This window comes from Pseudomonas sp. MH9.2 (assembly GCF_034353875.1).
Lineage (GTDB): Bacteria > Pseudomonadota > Gammaproteobacteria > Pseudomonadales > Pseudomonadaceae > Aquipseudomonas.
In genome coordinates, this window is sequence record NZ_CP133784.1 from 3674399 (window position 1) to 3700556 (window position 26158).

The 26158-nt window shown below is 56.0% G+C and carries 17 protein-coding genes; 8 read left to right on the forward strand and 9 right to left on the reverse strand.

All coding sequences use genetic code 11. The annotated features are described in order from the left end of the window. Positions 1–192 precede the first annotated feature (192 nt). From betA to RHM55_RS17190, 6 genes are all read right to left on the reverse strand, one after another. Positions 193–1896: a choline dehydrogenase gene (betA, locus tag RHM55_RS17165; RefSeq protein WP_322177500.1), complete on the reverse strand. Its 1704-nt coding sequence runs from the start codon at positions 1894–1896 to the stop codon at positions 193–195. Positions 1897–1979: 83 nt separating this feature from the next. Then, positions 1980–3452 (reverse strand): betaine-aldehyde dehydrogenase, encoded by a 1473-nt coding sequence (gene betB, locus RHM55_RS17170; protein WP_322177501.1) that lies wholly within the window; start codon positions 3450–3452, stop codon positions 1980–1982. Between the two features lie 108 nt (positions 3453–3560). Continuing rightward, the gene (gene betI, locus RHM55_RS17175) at positions 3561–4154 is read right to left on the reverse strand and encodes a transcriptional regulator BetI (protein WP_322177502.1); all 594 of its coding nucleotides are present in this window, start codon (positions 4152–4154) and stop codon (positions 3561–3563) included. Positions 4155–4344: 190 nt separating this feature from the next. Further along, entirely contained in the window at positions 4345–5523 is a 1179-nt protein-coding gene (gene choV / locus RHM55_RS17180; protein WP_322177503.1) for a choline ABC transporter ATP-binding protein, read from the reverse strand. After that, a complete protein-coding gene (choW, locus tag RHM55_RS17185) occupies positions 5520–6365 on the reverse strand; it encodes a choline ABC transporter permease subunit (protein WP_322177504.1) in 846 nt (281 codons plus the stop codon). The genes choV and choW overlap by 4 nt, the downstream gene beginning before the upstream one ends. Positions 6366–6432: 67 nt before the next feature. Further along, on the reverse strand, positions 6433–7380 hold the full coding sequence (locus RHM55_RS17190; RefSeq protein WP_322177505.1) for a choline ABC transporter substrate-binding protein: 948 nt from the start codon (positions 7378–7380) through the stop codon (positions 6433–6435). A gap of 476 nt (positions 7381–7856) precedes the next feature. On the opposite strand from RHM55_RS17190, the gene RHM55_RS17195 reads away from it, so the two are divergent. Beyond that, positions 7857–9233, forward strand: a complete 1377-nt coding sequence (locus tag RHM55_RS17195; RefSeq protein WP_322177506.1) for an L-serine ammonia-lyase — start codon at positions 7857–7859, stop codon at positions 9231–9233. A 464-nt stretch (positions 9234–9697) separates the two neighbouring features. Beyond that, positions 9698–10801: a GlxA family transcriptional regulator gene (locus RHM55_RS17200; protein WP_322177507.1), complete on the forward strand. Its 1104-nt coding sequence runs from the start codon at positions 9698–9700 to the stop codon at positions 10799–10801. Positions 10802–10842: 41 nt separating this feature from the next. Here the strand turns inward: RHM55_RS17200 and RHM55_RS17205 are convergent, their stop codons facing one another. From RHM55_RS17205 to RHM55_RS17215, 3 genes are all read right to left on the reverse strand, one after another. Continuing rightward, positions 10843–11109, reverse strand: coding sequence for a hypothetical protein (locus RHM55_RS17205; RefSeq protein ID WP_322177508.1), 267 nt, complete (start codon positions 11107–11109; stop codon positions 10843–10845). A 185-nt stretch (positions 11110–11294) separates the two neighbouring features. Beyond that, the gene (locus RHM55_RS17210) at positions 11295–13541 is read right to left on the reverse strand and encodes an autotransporter outer membrane beta-barrel domain-containing protein (protein WP_322177509.1); all 2247 of its coding nucleotides are present in this window, start codon (positions 13539–13541) and stop codon (positions 11295–11297) included. A 165-nt stretch (positions 13542–13706) separates the two neighbouring features. Next, the gene (locus tag RHM55_RS17215) at positions 13707–16238 is read right to left on the reverse strand and encodes an autotransporter outer membrane beta-barrel domain-containing protein (RefSeq protein WP_322177510.1); all 2532 of its coding nucleotides are present in this window, start codon (positions 16236–16238) and stop codon (positions 13707–13709) included. A gap of 328 nt (positions 16239–16566) precedes the next feature. Here RHM55_RS17215 and RHM55_RS17220 point away from each other — a divergent pair, with 328 nt between their 5' ends. The 6 genes from RHM55_RS17220 to RHM55_RS17245 all read left to right on the forward strand — a co-directional run bounded on the left by RHM55_RS17220 (position 16567) and on the right by RHM55_RS17245 (position 26048). Beyond that, complete coding sequence (locus tag RHM55_RS17220; protein WP_322177511.1) at positions 16567–17316, forward strand: hypothetical protein; 750 nt, start codon at positions 16567–16569, stop codon at positions 17314–17316. Between the two features lie 35 nt (positions 17317–17351). Continuing rightward, a complete protein-coding gene (locus RHM55_RS17225) occupies positions 17352–19307 on the forward strand; it encodes a hypothetical protein (protein ID WP_322177512.1) in 1956 nt (651 codons plus the stop codon). Between the two features lie 115 nt (positions 19308–19422). Beyond that, positions 19423–20640: a hypothetical protein gene (locus tag RHM55_RS17230; RefSeq protein WP_322177513.1), complete on the forward strand. Its 1218-nt coding sequence runs from the start codon at positions 19423–19425 to the stop codon at positions 20638–20640. A 179-nt stretch (positions 20641–20819) separates the two neighbouring features. Continuing rightward, the gene (locus RHM55_RS17235) at positions 20820–23375 is read left to right on the forward strand and encodes a hypothetical protein (protein WP_322177514.1); all 2556 of its coding nucleotides are present in this window, start codon (positions 20820–20822) and stop codon (positions 23373–23375) included. A gap of 120 nt (positions 23376–23495) precedes the next feature. Then, positions 23496–24707, forward strand: coding sequence for a hypothetical protein (locus tag RHM55_RS17240; RefSeq protein WP_322177515.1), 1212 nt, complete (start codon positions 23496–23498; stop codon positions 24705–24707). Between the two features lie 303 nt (positions 24708–25010). Continuing rightward, entirely contained in the window at positions 25011–26048 is a 1038-nt protein-coding gene (locus tag RHM55_RS17245) for a hypothetical protein (protein ID WP_322177516.1), read from the forward strand. Positions 26049–26158 lie beyond the last annotated feature (110 nt).

The following is a 26158-nucleotide window of genomic DNA, read 5'->3' on the forward strand; positions in this document are numbered from 1 at the left end:
GCCATAAGCTCGAAGACACTACATCAAACATAGAAAAAGCCTCGTGGCCAGTCAGGGCTGGCGCGTCGATTGAAGCAGGGGGTTGATCGTTTGCGTGGCAATAGATTAGGCCTGCGCACAGGTCGGGATCAAGTGCGGTCAGGTGCAGGAAGGGTTTGACGCGGTGTGCGGGACACACCGCGTCAGTCAGGCTTACTGTGCCGTACGGCTGACTTCACGCAGCGGTTTGCCGCGTGCAGGCTTGTCGCCGGCCACATAGTAGACAGCCGTGCTGCGGGGCAGGGGAGACCGGCCACGGATTTTATCGGCGATTTTTTCGGCGATCATGATCGTGGGTGCGTTGAGGTTGCCGGTGGTGATCAGCGGCATGATCGACGCGTCGACCACACGCAAACCCTGCACCCCATGCACGCGACCTTCACCATCGACCACGGCCAATTCGTCGGTGCCCATCTTGCACGAGCAGGAGGGGTGGAACGCGGTTTCGGCATGTTCACGCACGAACTGATCGAGTTGCTCATCCGTCTGCACGTCGATGCCCGGGCTGATTTCACGGCCACGGTACGGGTCCAGCGCTGGCTGCTGCATGATTTCCCGGGTCAGGCGGATGCCGTCGCGGAATTCCTGCCAGTCCTGCTCGGTGGCCATGTAGTTGAAAAGGATGCTCGGGTATTCGCGCGGGTTTTTGGATTTCAACTGCACGCGACCACGGCTCGGCGAACGCATGGAACCGACGTGCGCCTGGAAGCCATGTTCTTTCACGCCGTTGCTGCCGTTGTAGTTAATCGCGACCGGCAGGAAATGGTACTGAATGTTCGGCCACTCGAATTCTTCACGCGAGCGAATGAAACCGCCGGCTTCGAACTGGTTGCTGGCGCCGATGCCGGTACCCAGGAACATCCACTCTGCGCCAATGGCCGGCTGGTTCCACCACAACAGCGAGGGGTACAGCGAAACCGGCTGGGTGCAGGCGTACTGCAGGTACATTTCCAGGTGGTCCTGGAGGTTCTGGCCCACGCCTGGCAGGTCGTGAACCACAGGGATGTCCAGGCTCTCGAGCAGTGCGGCCGGGCCGACGCCGGAGCGCTGCAGAATCTGCGGCGAACCGATGGCGCCGCTGCACAGCAACACTTCTTTGCGCGCTTTGGCTTCGATACGGGTATCGCTGTCGCCGACCATGTAAGACACGCCGACTGCGCGCTTGCCATCGAACAGAATCCGGTCGGTCAGGGCGTGGGTGACGATGGTCAGGGTCGAGCGATTTTTGGCTTGATCGAGGTAACCGCGAGCGGTGCTGGCGCGACGGCCATTGGGCGTCACGGTACGGTCCATCGGGCCGAAACCTTCCTGCTGATAACCGTTCAGGTCGTCGGTACGCGGGTAACCAGCTTGCACACCGGCTTCGACCATGGCGTGGAACAGGGGGTTGTTACCGGCTTTAGGTGTGGCCACGCTGACCGGGCCGTCGCCACCGTGGTAGTCGTTCGGGCCGATATCACGGGTTTCCGCCTTGCGGAAATACGGCAGGCAGTCGAGGTAACTCCAGTCTTCCAGGCCTGGGGTTTTCGACCAGCCGTCGTAGTCCATGGCGTTACCACGGATGTAGCACATGCCATTGATCAGCGAAGAGCCACCCAGGCCCTTGCCACGACCACATTCCATGCGGCGGTTGTCCATGTGCGGTTCTGGATCGGTTTCGTACGCCCAGTTGTAGCGACGGCCCTGAAGCGGGAAGGCCAGGGCAGCAGGCATTTGGGTACGGAAGTCGAAGCGATAGTCCGGGCCGCCCGCTTCGAGCAGCAGCACGGTGACGCCGGGGTCTTCAGTCAGACGGGCCGCCAGGGTGTTACCGGCAGAGCCGGCCCCGATGATGATGTAATCGAATGCTTGGGACATTAAATGCACCCTCTGTTAATGGGCGGGGGTGTGTCAGATGTGCCGCCTTCGCGAATGTATTCGCGAAGGCGGCCAGTGGGATGTCAGAACACCGACGCGTAATCGCCCAGTTCAACTTGTACGGACTTGATGCGGGTGTACTGCGCCAGCGAGCTGATGCCGTTTTCACGACCTACGCCCGACTGCTTGTAGCCACCGACCGGCATTTCTGCGGCTGACTCGCCCCAGGCATTGATCCAGCAGATACCGGCTTCGAGCTGGTGAATGACGCGGTGGGCGCGGTTCAGGTCTTTGGTGACGACCCCGGCGGCCAGACCGAATTCAGTATCGTTGGCGCGGCGGATTACTTCTTCCTCGGTGTCGTAGCTGAGGATGCTCATGACCGGGCCAAAGATTTCTTCGCGGACGATGGTCATCTCGTCGGTGCAATCAGTGAATACGGTGGCTGAAACGAATGCGCCTTTAGCCAATTCACCTTCAGTCAACCGTTCGCCGCCGCACAGCAGACGAGCGCCTTCTGCTTTGCCTTTGGCGATGTAGCCCAGCACGCTTTCCATGTGGGCGAAGCTCACCAGCGGGCCGAAGTTGGTGTTTTCATCCTGCGGGCTGCCGACCCGGATGCGCTTGACGCGCTCGAGGATCTTGGCTTCGAAGGCGGTTTTCAATGCGCTCGGTACGAACACCCGAGTACCGTTGGTGCACACCTGACCGGAACTGTAGAAGTTGGCCATCATCGCGATGTCGGCCGCACGGTCCAGGTCGGCATCGTCGAAAATGATCAGCGGCGACTTGCCGCCCAGTTCCATGGTCACGTCTTTGAGCGACGAACTCGACGCACTGGCCATGACTTTCTTGCCCGTGTCAGTACCCCCCGTGAACGAAATCTTTTCGATGCGCGGGTGTTCGGTCAGCCAGGTGCCCACTTCACGGCCACTGCCGGTCAGCACGTTGAATACGCCATCCGGAACACCGGCTTCGGTATAGATTTCGGCCAGCTTCAGGGTGGTCAGTGACGTGACTTCGCTGGGTTTGAAGATCATCGCGTTGCCGGCCGCCAAGGCTGGGGCGGACTTCCACAGAGCGATCTGGATTGGGTAGTTCCAGGCGCCGATACCGGCGACTACACCCAGCGGCTCGCGGCGGGTGTAGACAAACGAAGAGGTGCGCAGCGGGATTTGCTCGCCTTCGATGGCCGGGACCAGGCCTGCGTAATATTCCAGGACGTCGGCGCCGGTGACGATGTCGACGTAACGGGTTTCGGAAATCGATTTCCCGGTGTCCAGGGTTTCCAGGTCGGCCAGTTGATCATTGCGCTCACGCAAAATATCCACCGCCCGACGCAAAATGCGCGAGCGCTGCATGGCCGTCATCGCGGCCCAGATTTTCTGACCTTTTTCGGCACTTGCCACGGCGCGTTCGACGTCTTCTTTGGTCGCGCGCTGTACGGTGGCAAGGACTTCGCCGTTAGCCGGGTTGATGGATTCGAAAGTGGCATCGCCACTGGCGTCGACGTAACCGCCGTCGATGTAGAGTTTTTGCAGTTCGAAACGGGCCATAGTGTCCTCGCAAGTGCGGTGTGGTTTGGCGCTCACCACTGATCTGGTGCCATCTGGTTGTGGCAACGCGAGTCAGTGGTAGTTCAGGGGCTGATGCGGTTGTGCGTTCTAGCTCGCCTGCTTCGCCAGTTGCTGGTCCATGTATTCGTAAGCGATCTGTTGCGCCTGCTCGGTGTCGAAAGCATCTCCCGACAGCGCGCCGCGCAACCATAATCCGTCGATCAAAGCCGCCAGGCCGCGGGCTGCACTGCGCGCTTGAGGCTGTGGCAGTACCCGGCGGAACTGGCAGCACAGGTTTGAATACAGACGGTGATCGTTGATCCGCTGCAACCTGTGCAATGAAGGCTGGTGCATGCTGGCGGCCCAAAAGGCCAACCAGGTTTTCATCGCCGGGCCGTTGACCTGGCTGGCGTCGAAGTTGCCCTCGACAATCACCTGAAGGTGCGCCCGTGGGCTGTTATCGCTGAGTGCCATGCGGCGCTCGCTGACGTTCACGATCAGGGCATTCATCAGATGGCGCATGGTCGCTGCGATCAGGCCATTCTTGTCTTTGAAGTAGTGGCTGATGATGCCGTTCGACACACCGGCCAATCGTGCGATCAGCGCGATGCTGGCGTCGCCCATCCCAACCTGATCGACCGCCTCTAGCGTGGCCTGGATCAACTGTTGACGGCGGATGGGTTGCATACCGACCTTTGGCATTTCAAGCATCTCCTTAGGTCGCCAAGTGATCATGTTTTGATCGATTCGGCGGTGAAGCAGTCTATTTTGTTTTAATTGAACGTTCAATCAATAAAAAATAACGGCTACGACTATGGGGTGATGTTCTTGATGTTCGGGTTATGAAAGGAGAAAAAATGTGGGAGCCGGCTCGCCCGCTCCCACAGTGGAGTCAGCCCAAATTCTTCCCGAGTAATGCGTGGTACAACTCGCTGTCGCCGAGGATGCCGACCACGCGGTTGCCTTCTTGCAGGACCAGCTTGTTGCCAGTCTGATAGCGGATTTGCAGCGCGTCGCGCATGCCGATGTCTGAATGCACCAGCGTCGGACGACGGTGCAGCCCTTCCATGGGTTGCCCGGGCGTCCAGTTTTGCAGGTCGAGGTTGGCTGCGCCTTGGCGAGCACCCTTGATGGTGTTGCCTTCCGCGAGACCAATCCACGAGTCCCCGCTCGGGTCGAGGCAGATCTCGCCGTTGACGCGGGTGCAGTTATCCACGGTGCGCATCAAGCTACGGCCGCACAAGACGTTGAGCGGGTTGGTATGGGCGACGAACGTGCGCACATACTCATCAGCTGGATTAAGGACGATTTCTTCGGGCACGCTGTACTGGACGATCCGACCGTCTTTCATGATCGCGATCCGACTGCCGAGCTTGAGCGCTTCATCAAGGTCGTGGCTTACGAATACGATGGTTTTGTTCAGCTTGCTTTGCAGCTCCAGCAGCTCGTCCTGCAAGCCCTGGCGAATCAGTGGGTCGAGGGCCGAGAAGGGTTCGTCCATCAGCAGAATGTCGGCGTCCATCGCCAGTGCACGCGCCAGGCCGACACGCTGTTGCATGCCCCCGGAAAGCTCATCGGGTTTTTTATTGCGCCACTGGGTCAGGCCCACCAGCTCAAGTTTTTCATCCACCAGCTTGTGACGTTCTTTTTCGGGACGCCCTTGCATCTCGAGACCGAAGCTGATGTTCTCGCGCACCGTCAGCCACGGCATCAGGGCGAATTTCTGGAAGACCATGGCGATACGCTTGGTGCGCATCAGTTTCAATTCGGCCGGTGTACACGACGCGATATTGATTTGCGCGCCTTCGTGTTCGACGAACAATGCGCCACGGCTGACAGTGTTCAAACCGTTGATACACCGCAACAGACTGGATTTACCTGAACCGGAAAGGCCCATCAGCACGCAGATTTCGCCTTTCTCGACATCTAGGCTGGCTTTTTCTACACCGACGATCTGGCCGGTCTTCTTCAGGATCTGATCACGCGTGAGGCCTTGGTCCAGCAATTTCAGGGCCTCACGCGGGTCTTTGGCGAAGACAACGTCTACGTTGTCGAAGCGGATTATGCTCATGCGTCACCCCTTACCTGTGCGTCAGGCTGTTTGCAGATACGGTCGAGCATGATCGCCAGCAGTACGATCGCCAGGCCTGCTTCGAAGCCCAGGGCGATATCGGCAGTGTTCAATGCGTTGACCACGGGTTTACCCAAGCCGTCAGCGCCTACCAGTGCCGCGATCACAACCATCGATAACGACAACATGATGCATTGGGTGATACCGGCTGCGATGCTCGGCATGGCATAGGGCAATTCAATGCGCGAGAGCAATTGACGGCGCGAGCAGCCGAAGGCCTTGCCGGCGTCCATCAACTCTTGCGGTACATCGCGGATACCCAGATAAGTCAGGCGGATAGGCGCGGCAATCGCGAACACCACCGTGGAAATCAGGCCGGGTACCACACCCAGACCGAACAGAGTCAGGGTAGGAATGAGGTAAACGAAGGTCGGTACAGTCTGCATCAGATCGAGGACCGGTCGCATGATGGTATAGAACATCGGTTTGTGCGCTGCGACGATGCCTAGCGGTACGCCAATCAGCACGCAGACGAAGGTAGCGAACAGCACCTGGGCGAGGGTTTCCATGGTTTCCTGCCAGTAACCCAGGTTGAGGATCAGCAGGAAGGAGAGGATGACAAACGCGGTCAGGCCCCATTTACGCTGGATAAAGTGCGCGAGTAGAGCAATCAGGCCGATCAATGCCAGCGGATTGAACCAAGTCAGCGCGAACGTCACGCCGTGGATCATCGTTTCCAGTGTCGAAGCGATCAAATCGAAATAGTTGGCACCGTGTTTAGTCAACCATTCGACGAAGGCAGCGATGTACTGGCCTAGAGGGATTTTGTGATCAGTCAGCATGGTATTGAACGTCCGCATGCGGGGGAATATTTACAACTGCAGGCGGGCGAACCCGCCTGCACTCGGGTTACTGGGTCAGTTTGGCCTTAGCGGCCTCCAGGCCTGGTTTACCGTCAATGGTGGTCACGCCAGCGAGCCAGGTATCAAGGATCTGTGGGTTTTTCTTCAGCCAGGCTTTGGCTGCTACATCAGGCTTCATTTTGTCGTCCAGGACGTTGCCCATCAGCGAGCTTTCCATGTTCAAGGTGAACGACAGGTTTTTCAGCAACTGACCCACGTTGCTGCACTCCTGGGTGTAGCCCTTGCGGGTGTTGGTGTAGATGGTGGCCTGACCGAAGTTCGGACCGAAGTAGTCGTCGCCACCTGTCAGGTACTTCATCTTGAAGCGAGTGTTCATTGGGTGCGGTTCCCAGCCGAGGAAGACCACGTCAGTGTTGCGACGCGAGGCGCGATCCACTTGGGACAGCATGCCGGCTTCACTGGACTCGACCACTTTGAAGCCCGCGGCCTTGAGGCCGAACGCGTCCTTGTCGATCATGGACTGGATCAGGCGGTTGCCATCGTTACCCGGTTCGATGCCGTAGATCTTGCCGTCGAGTTCCTTCTTGAATTTGGCGATGTCGGCGAAGTCATGCAGGCCTTTGTCGTAAAGCGCCTGAGGAACGGCCAGGGTGTACTTGGCGTTTTCCAGGTTAGGACGAACGGTTTCCACGGTGCCGGCATCACGATAAGCCTTGATGTCGTTCTCCATGGTCGGCATCCAGTTGCCGAGGAACACGTCCATGTTCTTGCCGTCGGCCAGTGACTTGTAGGTCACGGGTACGGAAATCATGGTGGTTTTAGTTTTGTAACCGAGCGACTCAAGCACGGCGCTGGTTACTGCGGTGGTCACGGTGATGTCGGTCCAGCCGACATCGGAGAAGTTAACGGTCGCGCACTGCGCCGGTTCTGCAGCTTGCGCCAACAGCGGCAGACTCAGCGCAACGGCCAACAGCAACGTTTGGGAACCTTTCATCGATGGACTCCTGGGTGTTTTCTTCTCGTCATCAGCCGAAGGGGCTGATGCGGTTTGTGTGTTGCAGCTGAATGGCGAGGCGTGTCACGCAACAGCTCTACCGCTGCGCCTGGCAATCGAGTCGAGACTGATCATGTAACAGTGAAAAACAAACGCCTACAGGGGGCGTCGCATCCAGTACACACAGGGTCGTATCCAGTGTCGGCAACGTCGCTTACAGATTTTTTAGCCGGCAAAAAGGTACTTTCAGGTGTCGATACGGCATCTTGATGTTCAGATCAGTCGCAAACCGTCATGCCGGGATGCTCTCCATCGGCGGCGACGTTAGTGAGTATGGGTACGTCGGTGTCAGACGCCGTACGCCGCGATAAAAGCCTGATGATGCGCCCATCTCGGCGGATAGCAGCTTCAGCGTAGCAGCTCCGTCACCGGGCGCTTTTGGCGTCGGGAGTCTCGACTACAGAGGGTTTGCGGTAATGGCTATCAGTGTGTTCGACCTGTTCAAGATCGGTATCGGTCCCTCCAGTTCACACACCGTGGGGCCTATGCGCGCCGCGGCGCTTTTTGTTCAAGGGCTGCGCGAGCGTGAGCAATTGGCCCAGGTCGGCAGGGTTGAGGTGCGGCTATATGGGTCGCTGTCGGCCACCGGTATCGGCCATGGCAGCGACAATGCGGTGATCATGGGGTTGATGGGCGAATGGCCGGATGCTATCGACCCGTCGCAGATCGGGCTGCGCATCGCCACCCTGAAGGAAACCGACACGCTGCTATTGGACAGTGCCTTGCCCATCCCGTTCCAGTGGCAGCGCGACATGCGGCTCATTGATGAAAACCTGCCGTTCCATCCCAACGCCATGACCCTGATTGCCGAAGGCGCTGACGGAGAGCTGCACCGAGACACGTATTACTCGGTCGGTGGTGGTTTTGTGGTGGATGAAGCCCAGGCTGCAAGCGGCGTGCTGGACATGGACCGAACGGTGTTGCCGTACGATTTCTCCAGCGCTGCCGAGCTGCTTGGCCTGTGCCGGCAGCATGGCTTGCGCGTGTCCGAGCTGATGATGGCTAACGAAAAGGTCTGGCGCAGCGAAGAAGAAATCCGCACCGGACTGATGCGTTTATGGCGCGCCATGCAGGACTGTGTCGAAGAGGGCCTTAAGCACGAAGGCATTCTGCCCGGCGGTTTGAATGTGCGCCGTCGCGCTGCGCGTTTGCATCGCAGCCTGTTGGAGTTAGGCAAGCCTAACGTGATCGGCTCGACCCTCAGCGCCATGGAGTGGGTCAACCTGTTCGCCCTGGCCGTCAACGAAGAGAACGCCGCAGGCGGGCGCATGGTCACGGCCCCCACCAATGGCGCGGCGGGGATTATTCCGGCGGTGTTGCATTACTTCGTCAAGTTCAGCGAGGAAGTCAGCGAGGCCAATGTGGTCGACTACTTCCTGGCGGCCGCAGCGGTGGGCATTCTCTGCAAGAAGAACGCATCGATCTCGGGTGCCGAGGTCGGTTGCCAGGGCGAAGTGGGTTCGGCCTGCGCCATGGCGGCGGCGGGGTTGGCGGACATTCTCGGCGCTACCCCGGAGCAATTGTGCAACGCGGCGGAAATCGGACTGGAACATAACCTGGGGCTGACCTGCGATCCGGTCGGCGGGCTGGTGCAGGTGCCGTGCATCGAACGCAACGCCATCGCGGCGGTGAAGGCGATCAATGCTGCGCAGATGGCTTTGCGGGGCGACGGTCAGCACTTTATCTCGCTGGATCGGGTGATCCGGACCATGCGTGATACGGGCGCTGACATGCATGACAAATACAAGGAAACCTCGCGCGGCGGGTTGGCGGTCAGCGCCATTGAGTGTTGAGACACCATCTGCGGCGAGCCCAAATCCTGCAGGCGCGGGCTTGACGGGTTAGCCAGGCAGACTGCCATCGCGGCGGGACGCGTAGTTATAGGCTTGCTCCTTCAATGGGCACTGTCCGTCTGCACCGCCACCTTTTAGCGCGCGGCACTTTGAGCACCTACCGCTGGTCGGTTCGTGCACTGCAGTGACACTCCTTTAGTCTAGGTCGGTACGCACTTCACACAAGTGCTACCGAAGTGCTCAACCTCCCGAATCAGCCCGCAGCATAAGGCGTCTGCGACGTATAACCCCTCTAGTCGTGGGTCCTTATATAGACGCATCACGACGTCGTTTTCAGGTTTTATTGAATGGCCATTCAACTTTAGGCATGGCATTTGCGTTGTCATCACAAAGCCCTCATCGCATGGGCAATAACAAGAGCCTCGCCTGAGGCCATCAATCGCTTTGTGTGAGGAGATACCGTGATGACTTCGTTCAACTCCGGGGCCCAACCCCAGAACCGCGCGCCGCAATCCATCGGCTTTCTGCTGTTGGATAATTTCACGCTGATTTCCCTCGCCTCGGCGGTTGAGCCGCTGCGAATGGCCAACCAGCTGTCTGGTCGTGAGCTGTATCGCTGGACCACCCTGAGCGCCGACGGTGGGCAAGTCTGGGCCAGCGATGGTCTGCAAATCACCCCTGACGCCTCCATGCACAAAGCCCCCGTCCTGGACACCGTGATTGTGTGCGGCGGCGTGGGCATCCAGCGCACCGTGACCCGCGAGCACGTCAGTTGGCTGCAAAGCCAGGCGCGCCAATCGCGTCGTCTGGGCGCTGTCTGCACCGGTAGTTGGGCCTTGGCCTGTGCCGGCCTGCTTGACGGTTTCGATTGCAGCGTGCACTGGGAATGCCTGGCCGCGATGCAGGAAGCTTTCCCGCGTGTGGCCATGAGCACCCGCTTGTTTACCCTCGACCGTAACCGCTTCACCAGCTCTGGCGGCACTGCGCCGCTGGACATGATGCTGCACTTGATCAGCCGCGATCACGGTCGCGAACTGTCGGCAGCGATTTCCGAGATGTTCGTCTACGAGCGCATTCGCAACGAGCAGGATCACCAGCGTGTGCCGCTCAAGCACATGCTCGGCACCAATCAGCCGAAACTGCAGGAAATCGTTGCGTTGATGGAGGCCAACCTGGAAGAGCCTATCGACTTGGACGAGCTGGCAGTGTACGTCACCGTTTCCCGGCGTCAGCTAGAGCGGCTGTTCCAGAAATACCTGCACTGCTCACCGTCGCGCTATTACCTCAAGCTGCGCTTGATCCGCGCCCGGCAACTGCTCAAGCAGACGCCAATGTCGATCATCGAAGTGGCGTCGGTGTGTGGCTTCGTGTCCACGCCGCACTTCTCCAAGTGCTACCGTGAATACTTCGGCATTCCGCCGCGTGACGAACGCGTCGGCTCCAACACCGCGCAGCAACTCGCAATGATGCCAATCCCGCAATCACTGGTACTGGCGCCGCTGTCCGGTCCGCTGTCGGCGCTGAGCCAGGCGCGTAATGAATCGACATTTGCGAGTGTGCGGTTGTAAGACGAGCTAGTACTCCCCTGTAGGAGCCAACGTGTTGGCTCCTACAGGGGATGGTTATTTTTTTTGTATACCGCCAACGCTGGCAACAATTGCTGATCAATTGCCTGGCGCACTGCTGGCAAGATCGTCGCGCTGCCGGTGAGTATTTGTTCGATCATTCTGCGTAACGCCGTGGCGCGGGCTTCGGTCAGGCCGCATACCGCTTGGGTGCAGGCTTGTTCGGCGGTGGCGCCAGGGGGCATGTCGAAACCCAAGGCCCTGAGTTGGCTGAGCAGGTCTTCTTGGTCAATCAAATCCGCATGCATCATGTCGTCCACTCCTTTTATTCGGTATGGGTTGATTCTCGTTGCGCCCGTACGTGGCGGCAAGACCCTGCGAGGGCAATGGCCGGCATTCCTATGAACAGGTCGTTTTCGGTGATCCGCCGCCTTCACCTCGCAGCAAAGGCGAGACCAAAAAAAGGGCCGTTAGGCCCCCTAAATGAAATCAATATTTACCAGCTGTAGCGCAGACCTACGTTCATGCCCCACGGCTGCTCAATGTTGTTGCCCTTCATGTAGTCGAAGTCAGCATGCACTTGCAGTACATCGGTCAGTTGCGCAGCGATACCTGCGCCCAACTCGGCACGTGAACCTGACAGATCGTTAGTAAAACGATTGCCGTTAATGCTGACTTGATTGCTGCTGAGGAACTCACGCGCCGCCGCGACCTTCACGTACGGTTGTACAAAGCCGCCATCCGTCAGCGCGAATTTACGCCCCGCATGGGTACCGACCTTGGCCATTAGCGAATCGGCCTTGTTGCTGCTCGCTTGCATACCGTTGTCCAAGTCGTAGTCCTGGCCGCTGACCCACAGACCGGAGACCTGAGCGAAGGGTTCGATGAACCAGTCTTCATTGAGCTTTATGCGTTTGCCAGCTTCCACCGACACACCGATACCGTGGTTGGTGTACGTGCCTTTGGACTTCTCGCCGTCGCGCATCACTACGTCCGAAGAGTTTTGGAAGCGGTTGGCCTTGATCAGCGCATCGACGTAGAAACCATCGTCTGCCAGCCAGGTCGTGTAAGCCCCGATGTAGTAGCTGTCGACTTCGCCGGTGGTGCCTTCTTTCAAGTCGAGATCCGACTTGCTGTACCCGCCCATCAGGCCGGCCAGCCATTGCCCGTTACTGCTTGGCAACGGTGCGTCGGCGCCGAAGGAAATACCCTGCTGGACTTGCGAGTAAGAGACGCCGCCGCCGGCTGACAGTTTGTATTTGTTGCCATAGCTGCGCATCCAGCCGCCACCCTGATCGCCACCGTTGCGCAGTTCACCCATGCGACTGCGCAGGGTTGCGGACTCACCATACCAAACGGTAGGTGCCGCGCTGAACAATCCAATCACCGAGCGCGAACCGGCGGAAACTTCGCCGGTTTGCACCAATGACCAGTCGGTGCCGCCCGTGCTGTTTTCCTGCTGTTCCAGCTCATAGGCGAAGGTGCCGAAATCGACCTTGTCACCCACCAACGAAAACTGCGCATCGCCGCTGCCGGTATGCACTATTTGCTGCGGATCAGCGCCTTCCAGCGGATCTATACCTGTGTTCTGTACGCGCAATTGATGACTGCCGGTTGCGCTGCCGGTGACATCGAGAAAATCACTCTTCTGCGCCGCCAGATCGGTGCCCAAGGCAAAGGTCCCCGAGCCATTCAGCTCGCCAACGGTCAGTGTCTGGAAGCCGTCTGAAGTACCGCGCAAGTCAACGGATCCTCCGTTCAGTTCGAGCTTGCCGACCGTGGAATTCCCTTCCATCAGCCATGTCGAGGAACCATCGATATTCAACGTCGTAGCGTTGTTGATAGCGCCAGTCAGGCTGGCATTGTTCGCCAAAGACAGGTGCGCGATCGAGTCACTGGTGACCAGAACATCGCCCACCAGTTGGCTGTCATTAATAGCGACATAGCCGGTTGCCGCATTATTAACTTCAAGGGCAATACCGTTACCACCGGACAGCGTCGAACCGTTGCGGATATCGATATGAACATCTTGATTGGCAGCCGCCGATCGGGTGATGACAATGGCGCTGCCTTCCAGGCCCACAACGGACGACTGATCGACTACCAGCGACGCAGGTCTTTCAGTTGCGCCGGTTGCATCACCCCAAATGACGACACCGTTATTATCGCCCGTGACCACACTGTTCTGATTGAATGAGGCGCTGGCACCGGCCACCACTACGCCCGCGCCACCGCTGACAAAACCATTGCCCGAAGCACCCGCGTGGCCTTCAACATGCGTATTGAACAGTTCAAGGGATGCACTGTCGGTAACGTTAATGCCTCGGTCCGTCCCCGAAACGAAGCTGTTGCTGATGTGTGCGCTGGAAGCCTGCTCAAACCCCGATAGCCGAATGCCGAAACTGCTGACGTCGGGCCGGGCGGGATCAGCCTCGGCGATGATGGTGCTGTTGTTGATAACGGCACGGCTGTTGTACAGCGCGATGGCAGGTTCACCCGTGGAAGTGACCCTGCCGCCGTCCATTTCGAGTCGGGAATCGGCGGTCGCATGGATACGTCCTGTTTCGCCCCCAGCCTTCACGATCAAATGTGAGTCCTGAAGATTGAACTCATAAACGGGGTCGCCATCTCGGATGACCACATTTTGCCCCGGCGGTACATCAATGGCGGCCTCGCACACGTTGGCCGTTATCACGCCCAATACCATCACCAGTTGCCCGGCTTGCCCTTTGAACCGCTTCATTGCCACGCCCACACCTTGAATAATCGAGGGGCGCCATTTGATAGAGAAGGACTATATAAAAAGATCAGGCATTTCAGCAGTTGCTGTAGGACTTTTCCTAAAAATATGAGCGGATATACTCAAAATCACGTAGGCAGCGTTTTGCAGATAGCGGGCCCGCCAGTATCACCAGGTATATCGCACACCCAAGTTGACTCCCCAAGGCTGTTCAATGTTATTGCCGTTGCTGTAATCAATGTCAGCGTGCAATTGCAGCACATTGGATAGTTGTGCCGCGATGCCAGCCCCCACTTCGCCTCGGCTACCGGAAAGGTCATCACTGAAGGTGGTGCGATTGACGCTGACCTCATTGCTCTTGGCAAACTCATGGGCCGCCGCCAGTTTCACGTAGGGCTGAACGAAACCACCGGACCTCAACGCAATCGTTCGTCCTACATGAGTTCCTACTTTGCCAAGGAACGAGTCGGCTTTGTTACTTTTGGCTTCAAGTCCGTGGTCCAGGCCGTAATTCTCGCCCGTCACCCACAAGGCCGAACCCTGCAGATAGGGCTCGACGAACCAGCCGTCCGAGAAATCGAAGTGTCTGCCGGCCTCCACCGAGCCGCCTACGCCGTAGTTGCCGTAATCGCCCTTGGCCTTGACCCCGTCGCTCATGGTGACATCAGCTTTGTTTTGGAAGCGGTTGGCCTTGATGATCGCATCGATGTAATAGCCGTCATTCGCAAGCCAAGTGGTGTAAAGCCCGAGGTAATAACTGCTGACCCGGCCATTGGAACCCAGTTGCATGTTCAGATCAGAGTTGCTGTATCCCCCTAATACGCCAAGAAGCCAATGACCGTCGGTGGATATTGGCGTATCTGCGCCGAACGATATGCCTTGCTGAACTTGGCTGTAATGCACTTGATCAGCTGCGGAAACGTTGTACTTGTTGCCATACGTGCGGGCCCAGGCGCCGCCTTGCTCGTGGCCATTGCGTAACTCACCCATGCGGCTGCGCAGCGTGCTCAACTCGCCATACCACACCGTCGGCGCGGCACTGAATACGCCGATGACAGCCCGAGCACTTGGACTGATGATCGGGTCGCCCCCGCTGTCGCCCCCATCACCCCCATCACTGCCATCACCGCCATCGCCCGTGGTCTCCTGGACCAGATACCAATCGGTGCCACGCTGCTGTAAACGGTAAACAAAAGTACCCGCGTCAACTTGGCCACCCAACACAGTGAAGCTCGCTGTTCCGCTGCCGGTATGGACAACCTGCTGAGCATGATTTTCCTGGAGGGGTTCGACCCCCGTATTCTGAATGCTAAGCGAATGACTGCCACTGGCAGCGCCGGTGATGTTGACCAGATCACTTAGATGACCTGCAAGGTCGGTACCCAGCGCAAACGTGCCGCTTCCTGTCAGGCTCGATGCGGTCAAGGTTCGAAACGCACCCTTGCCGCCGCGCAAATTCACGGTCCCACCGTTCAAGGTCAGCGCCCCAACGGTCGAGTTGTTGACCATGTTGAATGTGGACGTAGTGTCAATCGAGAGGCTTTGCGCGCTGCTGACGGTGCCTGTCAAGCGGCCGCCATGGGTCAGCGTCAACGTGGCGGGCGTTTGAGCGTCTTGGACAATATCACCGGTCATCACACTGTTATCCAGACTCAGGCTGCTGATGTTGCTCATCGCGCCGGTAAACACAGAACCAGCAGCCATAGTGACTGATGCCGAAGATCCGGACGGCTCAACCACGTTCCCGGTAACCTGGCTGGCATTCATGTTCAGGCTGCTGATATTGCTCATGGTCCCGGTCAGCGTTGCGCCATTGCGCATCAAGACATCTGCGGTAGCGCCGGCCAACACCTGCACATCACCCACCAGTTGACTGTTATCAACGGTAAGTTGTGCCGCGGTCACCGAACCAACCGCTGATGTTGCAAGCCCAACTTCAAGCAGCACTCCATTCCCCGCCCTCATCGTGGAGCCGTTGAGCACTTCAATATTGGCACGCATCGGCGGGATGCCAATATTGCCTACAAGAATGGCACTGCCCGTACCGGATGTAAGGCTGGAACCATCGAGAACCAACGTTGGCGTCGCAGTTAAGGTTCTGTTGGAAAATAAGCCAGCCCCATGATTACTGCCCGTTGCCTGACTGCCCTGAAGGATGACTTCCCCCCCCACCAGCGAGATGCCAAGGCCGTCACCGGCAATTGATGCGCCTACAGCGCCAGTGCCCGTGATTTGTGAATTAATCACCGTGGCGATACTTCCTCCCGAGACATTCAGGCCACGCCCGGCCGCAGAAATAATGCTGTTGGTGACCGTTGCGGTAGAACCCGGAACCGTGTCATCTGCTCCGCGCACAACGGACAGGCCGGTATTGCGGGTGGAAACAAGGGTCGAGTCAGTGATCGCTCCAATGCTGTTGGTTAACACCAGTGCGCTCAGTGAAGTGGCAGAAACAGTTGCACCATTGAGAACCACCGTTGACCCGGCTGTGGTGACGATGTCCAGTGTTTGCCCGCCTGGGGCTACCGTCAAACTGGCTGCGGTTAACGACCATTGTTGCGCCGGTTCCCCGTTATTCACGGTAACGGATCCACCTGGGGGCACATTGAGCCCCCACGCTTGCCCGCTTACAGTAATAACCGTTATGGCGACGATCCATTGGCCGCAGAACTGAAGATTGTAGCGATCACTGATGTCCATTAATCCTCCCTGATCGTTAAGCAGTCAATGCCCAATGGCATGCTGCTGATCTCGTTTCCTACGTAGATCGAAATTGCGGCGCTACTCCCAAAAGCAATAACAACTTAGTAGTCCTATGGGTTTTATTCGTCAACAACTTGGTCGTCGTCTTGTTGATTTGGCTAGAGCTATTCGCAACAAATGCAATTGCTAAATAATATATGCAAGAACATCAGGGGGTTAGTTGATTTTTATGATTGCTGGTCGCCCAACCTGTCATTTATGACAGGTTACAGCGCTTAGTCTTTATGAATAACCTGAGCGTGCCTTCTGACATGGAGTCACGCAAATGGCACATTCTCACTCACGCAAAAAAATTAAAACTCGCGCTAACCTCCCGAGCCTGGAAGTCCCTGCTGCTTTGGAGGACGGACGGATTCCCCTCGATCGTTATGAAGAGGATCTTTTAGTGCGGATACCTCATTTCGCGGAAATGAAAGAGTCCGACATACTTAACCTTTATGACGGTGTCACCTCGCTGATCATGACCTATACCCTTAAAAAAGGAGAGGCTGAAGACCCTGATTTCAATGCGGAATTATTTATTCCTAAAGGGCGTTTTCCACCTGCCGGAGGCTTCACTGAATTAAGTCTGGATTATGAAATTATAGATCCTGTGACGGAAGACGGCGAACGCTCAGGGAAAACAGTGACCGTTGTATTCGACAGAGAATCCCCAGGTGGCACTTCGTTGACCGCGCTTTCTTTCACCGAAGAGCAAAAAGAAGGTATCACCGAAGAGGACTTGGTCGATGGCTACTTGCCGGTGACGGCCTATGCCTGGTACGGAATGGAAAAGGGTGATTTTATCACGCCTTGGCTAAGCGAACTCCCCGCCTCTGCTGACTCACAAGAGCTGTACCTGATTAAAAATGCAGAAATAGAAATAAGTACGGCCGGAACAAGGACGTCGCTAGGATTTCCTAAAGGTAGTTTCACGGCAGCCGCCGATTACTATTTTGGGTATCAAGTACGCGACAAGTTGGGTAACACTTCAGTGATCTCTAGCACGGTAAAAATTGCGGTTAACGTGGGTTAATTAATTAAACACTACTCATCAAGCAGGGTGTAATCATGACCATTATTCAAGCGTATGCGGGTGTAAAAAAAACTGCAGTCACTCTTGCGCCGTCCGCATTGCCCGCGCTCACGGTGCCGGCTGCTGATTCCCTGAGGGGGACTATTCCAATTGCATTGCTGACAGCCGATGTCGTTGTGAAAGTACCAAAATCCCCAGAGATGAAAAATACCGACTCTATTCAGCTTCTTAGGGATGGCGTCGCTTATGGCGCTCCTGTTGACTTGTCCTTGGTTGATCTTACCGATCCGTCACTTACTGAATTTGATCTTCTGATCAAAGTAGCGGATTTTCCGGCAAACGGAACGGACACGCGGGTTGTACTGAATTACCAAATTTACGACACCGCTTCCGAAGACGGTCAAACTACGTTATTGCCACTCACGGTCCGGTTTGACCGGCTCGCGCCAGGCGGTGATCAGTTACCACCCTTGCTATTTACCGAGGCCCAGCTTTCAGGTATTACCGTTAGCGACTTGGTGGACGGGCTTCTAAATATTGTCGTAGACCCCTTTTTCGACAGCGAAGCGGACGACCTTGTAGAACTGTGGCTGGGAACCAGCCCCACAACAGGTTCTTTTCTTTCGCCAACGTTCATGGTGACAGATCCTAAACGTCAACTGCCTGTCACCATTACCGAGGCCGATCTGAAAGCCACGGCCGATGGTAAAAAATATTTTAGCTATCGGGTAACCGACTGGGCTGGAAATGTCCGGAGTAATCCGGAATCTACCGCCATTGACGTATTCCTCAATCTGCCGGAATTACTTGCACCACTGGTGCCTGAAAACGATGACGGTCTGATTACCTACAACGATGCCGTGGCCGATGTCGGGGTGGTCATTCCGCACTACGACGGTGCCGTGGCAGGTGATTTTATTTACGTCATTTGGGGTGGCCGGACCATCAGTCCCTTCTCCGTGTCCGACCCAGTTCCACCTGCCCCCGATCCGATCGCGACCATTGCCGTACCCTACGACGTCGTAGCGGAAGTCGGAAACGGTCGGGATATCAAGGTCAGCTACTGGCTGCAGAGAACCGGTTCGCCTCGTGTCGAGTCCCTTGTAGCCTTGGTCAATGTCGACTTGCGTACACCTGGCGGACCAAACCCAGACCCAGACCCAACGACGCCTGAGCATGAGAACATCAAACCCCCCAGCATCCAATGTGGGACCAGCCCGGTTAACACGATAAATCCCGGGAATTATGGGCAGAATGCAACCGCAACCATTCCCCGTGTAGGGGAAGACTTAAACGTCATCTGGACTATTGGCGATGTCATTCAATTGTACTGGGGCACAGTGTCTTTGCCTGAGATGCCATTTGTCACGGTCACCGCGCCGAACGAAGGGAGCAATATATTGATACCGGTACCTTTTGTTGCAGTTATCGGGGCCATAGGTGTCGGTGATATCAATGTCTATTTCACCGTCACAAGAAAGCTGGATGCTACTAACACCGTGACCGTTAAATCTAAAGTTCAGGTAGTCACGGTTGCGTCGAGTGCTGAACTTCCCGGTGATGGCGCTCCGCTAGCACGGGGTATTTTTCCGGAAGCAAACGCCAGCAATATTATTACCCGGGCCGCCGGCCTAAACGGCACGACTTTCCGTATTACCTTGTCGGGGGTAAGCAATATAGACATCGGTAGGTCGCCCGTCCTAAGTTATAACTTTGTGGGCGTCAGCAGCGTGGACGCAACAGATCCAGCTGCCCCGCCCATTGAAGCGTCGAGATTGAAGTCGGATGACGTGCTCATTACTCAGGCGATGCTGGCGGCCGGTTATTACGAGGTTGCGCTGCCGTACTCGTTGATCTACTTGATTTGCCGGAACGGTGCGATTCTCGACTACAGCATCAGCAATGATCGCGGCAGAACTAACGGGCTCCAGAAGTTTGTCCGGTTTGCCATGAACGAGGCCGGAGGCAGTTGTTCGATCCCCTTACTTTAGGGCTATAGCAGGGGGATGGCTTATTTCGGCTAAGCGGTAGAAATGAGTCCTCCTCCTCTGCTACTTCAGAACATGAAGCGTTAGACGATTAACGCATCCTCAAGGACGAACCACCATGAGTGCATTAACCGCAGCACAAGAAAAAACCACCGACGCGTTCGCTTCGGCAACCAAGGACTCCTCGTTGATGGCCCTCAACAGCCTCGCACCCACGCAAAATACTGATTACCCCAAACCGCATGTGCAAGAAGCCCCTTCGGATACTCTGGACCCGCTGCTGGGTAACCCGTCCGGGGTGCATGTCGAGGTGGCTTATCCATCAATGAGGTCGTCCGACATCATTGGCTTGTTCTTTAACGGCAACGACACCTTTGCGGTGCAAAACGGCAGTGTGTTTGGCACGGTGACGTTCCTGGCTCCCGTCGCCGATGTCACCCTCGCGGTGGGCAAAACCATTCAGGTCATCTATGCCGTGGTCCGTCCGGATGGGGTGATCCTGTCCGAGATTCTGAACCTGATCGTGCAACCGATCGCGGCAGACAAACTGCCCACCCCGCAGATCACTCAGGCCTCGGAGGGCGTGCTGGACTTGACGACGTTTGACGGGGATGCCGATGTGACGGTTGAGGCCTGGCCGTTGATTGCGGTGGGGCAAACGGTTTGGTTGACGGTTACAGGGCCGGGTGGGGTACCGATTTGGAAGTTGTTGGAGGGGTATGCGATTACGGCAGCGGATGTGACTAATGGGATTGGTCGGGTTATTGCGCGAGGGGAGTTGGATAGGCTTGAGGAAGGAGGGGAGTTGAGGGTGGTTTTTAAGGTTGGGTTTGAGTGGGGGAGTGATGAGTCGATAGCTGTTGGATTTCCGATTTCAATTTTCAATATAAGTCTGAACTGGCGTATAGAAATCGAAAATTTCGAAACTGCAATTCACAATGAAACTATCCCGGCCGGAGGCGTTAGGCAATTCCCGGCACTAACTGTTTTAGCCAGAACCGAAGTTAAAATCGTAAATGCGGGCTATAGCCCTTGGGCAACAAATTATATGGTTTGGATGCTTGGCGGCACAGTAGAGTTCAGACTTGCAACACCCGCCGAGCGCGTGGTTTTTGGAATCTACTCTGATTCAGTCGGTACGATAACAATCAATTATCTTGATGTGCAGGGACTGTCGTTGTCTGTGTACCAGTTTGGTGGCGTGCTTGGTAAATGGGTCGAGTATACTTGTGATTCTGGCAAGAAAATATACACTATATCTGTAATTTATAGCCGCGGTGATCGCGGTGCAATAGTCATGGATAATTTTTCCATAGCGCACCGACCCGCGCCATGAGTCAATGGGACTGATTCATCAGCGAAAGAATAAGGCAGTTTGATTTATTCATATGATTGGTTGCGGAAGTTGGGGTCAAGTTTTCAGTAGCGCGTTGAAACTAAATCAAACCCTTCCCGCTTCGTCAGAGCGTAACGTTCTGACAGTCTATCTAAAGTTAAACATTAAGGACGGCAACCATGAACATCGACGATCTCGGCCCTCTGGTCTTCAGTGACTTCAACGACTCCGACGAAAACCCCCGCCGCGGCCTGGGGTATCACCAACTCTATGACCCCAACAAGAGAATCGGACTGACCGCCAAACTCCCCGACGTCACGCGCGTGGGCGACACCATCACGCTGTACTGGAATAACAACGACGTGCAGCAGTACAACCTCGATCAGCCGACCATCGACCAGGGCTGGCTGAGTTTCAGCGTGGGCACTGTCCTTGTTCAGGACCCCGGCGCCGAAGTGTATTACACACTGTTTGACAACCAGGCCGGGGACTTGCAGACATCGCCCACGCGCACCGTCGCGGTCAGCCGCCTATCGCCGGGGGATTTGGACCCCGATACCTCGACCGCCATCAACGAAAATCTGGTGGCCTGCACGGTCAGCCCTGATCCGGTAAATAACCCAGCTGCCGATGTCATCGTCACCGTGCCTGCATGGGCTTATCAAGAAGTAGGCGATGAACTGACTGTGATGTGGAACAACCTGCGCGTGATCCATCCGGCGCTGACAACGTTAGGGCCGCAAAACGTCGTGGTCCCCCCAGAGACGCTCGAAGCGGGCGGCAGCAGTGACATGCTGCTGGTCAATTATGAAGTCCGCGACATTGTGGATAACTACTCGTTGGTGTCACCGTCAACTTATGTGCGGGTTGAGATTGATCCAGATGCGCTGGCTTCCCCTCGGGTTAATGAGGCCGACCGCGTTACGTTGATCCTCAATCTGGAAGCGCTCGGCGATGCTGATGCGCATGTGGCGATTCCTTCTTACACCGGCAACGGAAAAGCCTACACCGTCACCCTCGACTGGGTAGGCAAAACACCGACCGCCGACATCAGCCTGACCCTTGCACCAGTGACAGTCGACGATCCCGGCTTCGATCACGCGACCTTCACCATCCCCAACGCCCACCTGAAACTCATCGCGGGCGGCTCTGCGGTGGTGCGTTACAGCCTCAGCCAAACAGGCGCTACGCCAGATAAACAATCAAAAACCACCACCATCACCCTCACTGGCTTGCCAGTTCAGCTCGCCCTGGCCGTCGTCAAAGAAGCTGGCGGCACCACCACCATCGACCTCGCCCTGATCATCGGCGACAGCGCAACGGTAACTATCGCCGCCTATTCCGGCCAAAGCGTCGGCGACAAAATCGTCGTCAACTGGAAGGGCACCAGCGCTTTAGGCGACCCGGTCAACTACAGCAGCAGTACCGTCATCGTAGTGGGAGGCGAACTGAAAGAAATCACCTTCAACGTCCCGAGGGCTTACGCCGATCAACTGGCAGGCGGCGCGCTGGAGTTGAGTTACCAAGTGGTGTTCAGCGCGACGGGCAGCACACAGAACTCGCCGATTGCAGGGTATACGGTCATCGGAACGCCCCTCCAATTGGCACCGCCTGCGGTGGATGAGGCCAATGGCGCGCTCATTGATCCCGGCACAGTGACCTTGGCGGCGACAGTACGTATCAAGCCTTACAACGGCAAGGATTTTGGCGACATCATTTACCTGCGCTGGGAGGGCAGAACTCAGACCGGAACCTCGCTCGTTCACACCGATGAGTACAGCGTAGGGCAAAATGAGAGCAACACAGACGCCACCTTTCTCGTTGATAAAAGTCATCTTGATCCACTGATCAACGGCACGCTGGCCGTGAGCTATCGCGTGCTGTCAGCGACAACTGAAAACACCCAGCCCTCAAGTGCGGCCACCTACACGGTAGGCACCAGTATCCTGCTGCTTATGCCAGCGGTGGATAACGCACCAGGCGATGTTTTCGACCCCGCTAAGTACCCACAGGGCACATCTGTACATGTAGACGGTCAGGCCATTTCATTGAAGCGACTGGACACCGTCACGATTTACTGGACAGGTGCCACCGCAGACGGCACAGCCTCGCGGGATTTCAGAGCCGCCACCGACAACCAAATGCTCACATGGCCCATAACGACTGCATTGATTGGCTTTAGCCGAGACGCAAGTGTCGATGTGTTTTACGAGGTGCTTCGCAGCGCAGGCGGCCAGTCCAAATCGTTCACCAGAACATTAAGCATTCTGGGCGATGCGGTTCCTGGCGAGATTACCGACGACTTTTCGATCCATACCGGGGACTTGATAACCGTCGGAGGGTCGGTCACTACGCCCCACATGACCATTCGGTTTTTATCCGGGACAGGGCAGGCGGGTTTTGCTCCCGGCTACATACTGCCTCCAGAGGCCGCCGACTATTTCGTCGGCACAGTGCTACAACTCGGTTATGCCGCCTCAGGCAACCAAACCCTTGAACTTGAACTGAATGTCGAATGCCGCATAGTGAACTGCGATGTCCACGGCGTAGAGACCGGTAGCACGGCCATTCGGTATCTGGATGCCAATAAACTAGAGCTTCATGCAGAGGTGCTGCCCAAGGCCAGCAATCAACATTTGCACTATGAAAGCCTTGGCAAGCCTATTCGTTACATAGAAATCGTGAATCAAAACAAAGACTGGACGCTGTGGGATAACTTTGTAATGCAAGTCTGATCGCCCATTGGGGACGGATCGATTTTCGGTGCAAGTCCGAAACTGAATCATTCCCCTAACTCGGAGCAGGCCATGTCATGCGCGTGCCTGCCAGCTTCACCCACATCAAGGAAGAACGCCATGAGTGTATTAACTGCGGCACAGGAAATAGAAATCTCCGACGCGTTTGCCTCGGCAACCAAGAGCGCGTTGTCGACGGTCCTCAACAGCCTCGCGCCCACGCAAAATGCTGATTACCCCAAACCGCATGTGCAAGAAGCCCCTTCGGATTCCCTGGACCCGCTTTTGGGTAACCCTTCCGGGGTGAATGTCGAGGTGGTTTATCCATCAATGACGTCGTCCGACTTCATTGGCTTGTCCTTCAATGGCAACGACACTTTCGAGGTAAAAAATGGCAGCCTGTTTGGAAAGGTAACGTTTCTGGTCCCCGTCGCCGATGTGACTCTCGCGGTGGGCAAAACCATTCAGGTCATCTATGCCGTGGTCCGTCCGGATGGGGTGATCCTGTCCGAGATTCTGAACCTGATCGTGCAACCGATCGCGGCAGACAAACTGCCCACCCCGCAGATCACTCAGGCCTCGGAGGACGTACTGGATTTGACAACGTTTGACGGGGATGCCGATGTGACGGTTGAGGCCTGGCCGTTGATTGCGTTGGGGCAGACGGTTTGGTTGACGGTGAGTGGGCCGGGTGGGGTGCCGACTATGGAGCTGCTGAATGCTTATGTGATGACGACGGCGGATGTGAGTAAGGGAGTTAGGGGGACTATTGCGCGGGCGGAGTTGGAGAAATTGGAGGATGGGAGTGAGTTGGGGGTGATGTGCAAAGTTGGGTTTGAGGGCGGGAGTGATGAGGCAGAGGCAGTTGAACTTCCGACTGCCGCATTTAAGACAACTCTGATTAGCTTTGAAGGTTTCGAGACAGCAAAGGAGGGACGCGTCCCTCCAGAACAGGTAGAAAGCTTCCGAGCATTCAGTATTTCAGCAGCTCAAAGCTGGGTAATTAGATCCGATTATAAATATCCGCCGTATATCACGGGTTTAATGGCGCATTTTAATCTCGGTCGGATAACCATTACACTAAAATCCCCCGCAAAAAGCATCAGATTTGCAGCTCAATATCAATCAGGGGATGCCACTATTGCATACAAAGATGAGCAAGAACTTACGATCACCACTCAGCTAGAACCCGCAGTAATTACCTATCCGGCCACAAAATGGATAGAGTATTTCACTGCGACAAGGAAAATAAAGTCCATAGTAATAGATCGCCCAACAATTCCTGGGTTCTCCGGGATCGGGCTAGATAATTTTACGTTCACATATATATGAGCTGCGGGGCAGATAAAAGTTTAAGAAAGGGGGCAGGCCGATTTTCGGTGAAGTGTTGAAAATAAATCAGTCTCTACCCGCCCGTCAGAGCATGAAGTCCTGGCGGGAAACCCAGAAGCATTAAACATCAAGGACGAACACCATGAGCGCATTAACCGAAGCACAAAAAAAGCCTGCGACGCGTTCGCCTCAGCAACCAAGAGCGCTTTGTCGACGGTCCTCAACAGCCTCGCGCCCACGCAAAATGCTGATTACCCCAAACCGCATGTGCAAGAAGCCCCTTCGGATTCCCTGGACCCGCTTTTGGGTAACCCTTCCGGGGTGCATGTCGAGGTGGTTTATCCATCAATGAGGTTGTCCGACTTCATTGGCTTGTCCTTCAATGGCAACGACACTTTCGAGGTAAAAAATGGCAGCCTGTTTGGAAAGGTGACGTTCCTGGTTCCCGTTGCCGATGTGACTCTCGCGGTGGGCAAAACCATTCAGGTCATCTATGCCGTGGTTCGTCCGGATGGGGTGATCCTGTCCGAGATTCTGAACCTGATCGTGCAACCGATCGCGGCGGACAAACTGCCCACCCCGCAGATCACTCAGGCCTCGGAGGACGTACTGGATTTGACAACGTTTGACGGGGGAGGCGATGTAACCGTTGAGGCCTGGCCGTTGATAGCGGTAGGGCAGACGGTATGGCTGACGGTGAGTGGGCCGAGTGGGGGGCCGACTATGGAGTTGCTGAAGGCTTATGTGGTAACGGCGGCGGATGTGAGTAAGGGGGTTAGGGGGACTATTGCGCGGGCGGAGTTGGAGAAGTTTACGGTTGGGAGTGAGTTGAGGGTTTGGGTTACGGTTGGGTTCGATAGGGGCGGTGATGAGGGAGAGGCGATTAAATTTCCAAACCCCGTATATACAATTGAAGATTTTATATTGTTCGAAGCTTTTAATGCTGCAAATCAAGATCTACTCGTAGGGCAATCAATAGGTTTTCCGACAATGGTGCTCACAGCAAGGGCGGGAAATGTTTTTATTAGAGATGCTGGATTTTTTACTCTGCCCCCGTGGATAACTGGTTCGGCAATAACGCTGGGTAGCCCCTCCAGCGTGCTGTTAACCCTTAACAAGCCGGCAAGGAAAGTTAGGTTCGGCGCCTTCAAAAGTTTGATATATACAGTTTCATATTTCGATGAGGGCGGAAGTTTAATATGGTCCCATGTTTCGCAGCAACTCGAATCTAGAATATGGTTTGAATACGCCAGTAGCCCGGATAGAAAAATAAAATCTATTTCGGTGGTTACAGGTGATAATTCCAGCACGTTTATAGATAATTTCTCTATGACCCAATAGTAGAGTGAAAATAGGGGGCTGATTGTTGTACATAAACCAGCCCTTTCACTAATCGCCGGGCTCAAACCATAAAGTACTGGGCGGCTCAATCTGGAAATTAAACATCAAGG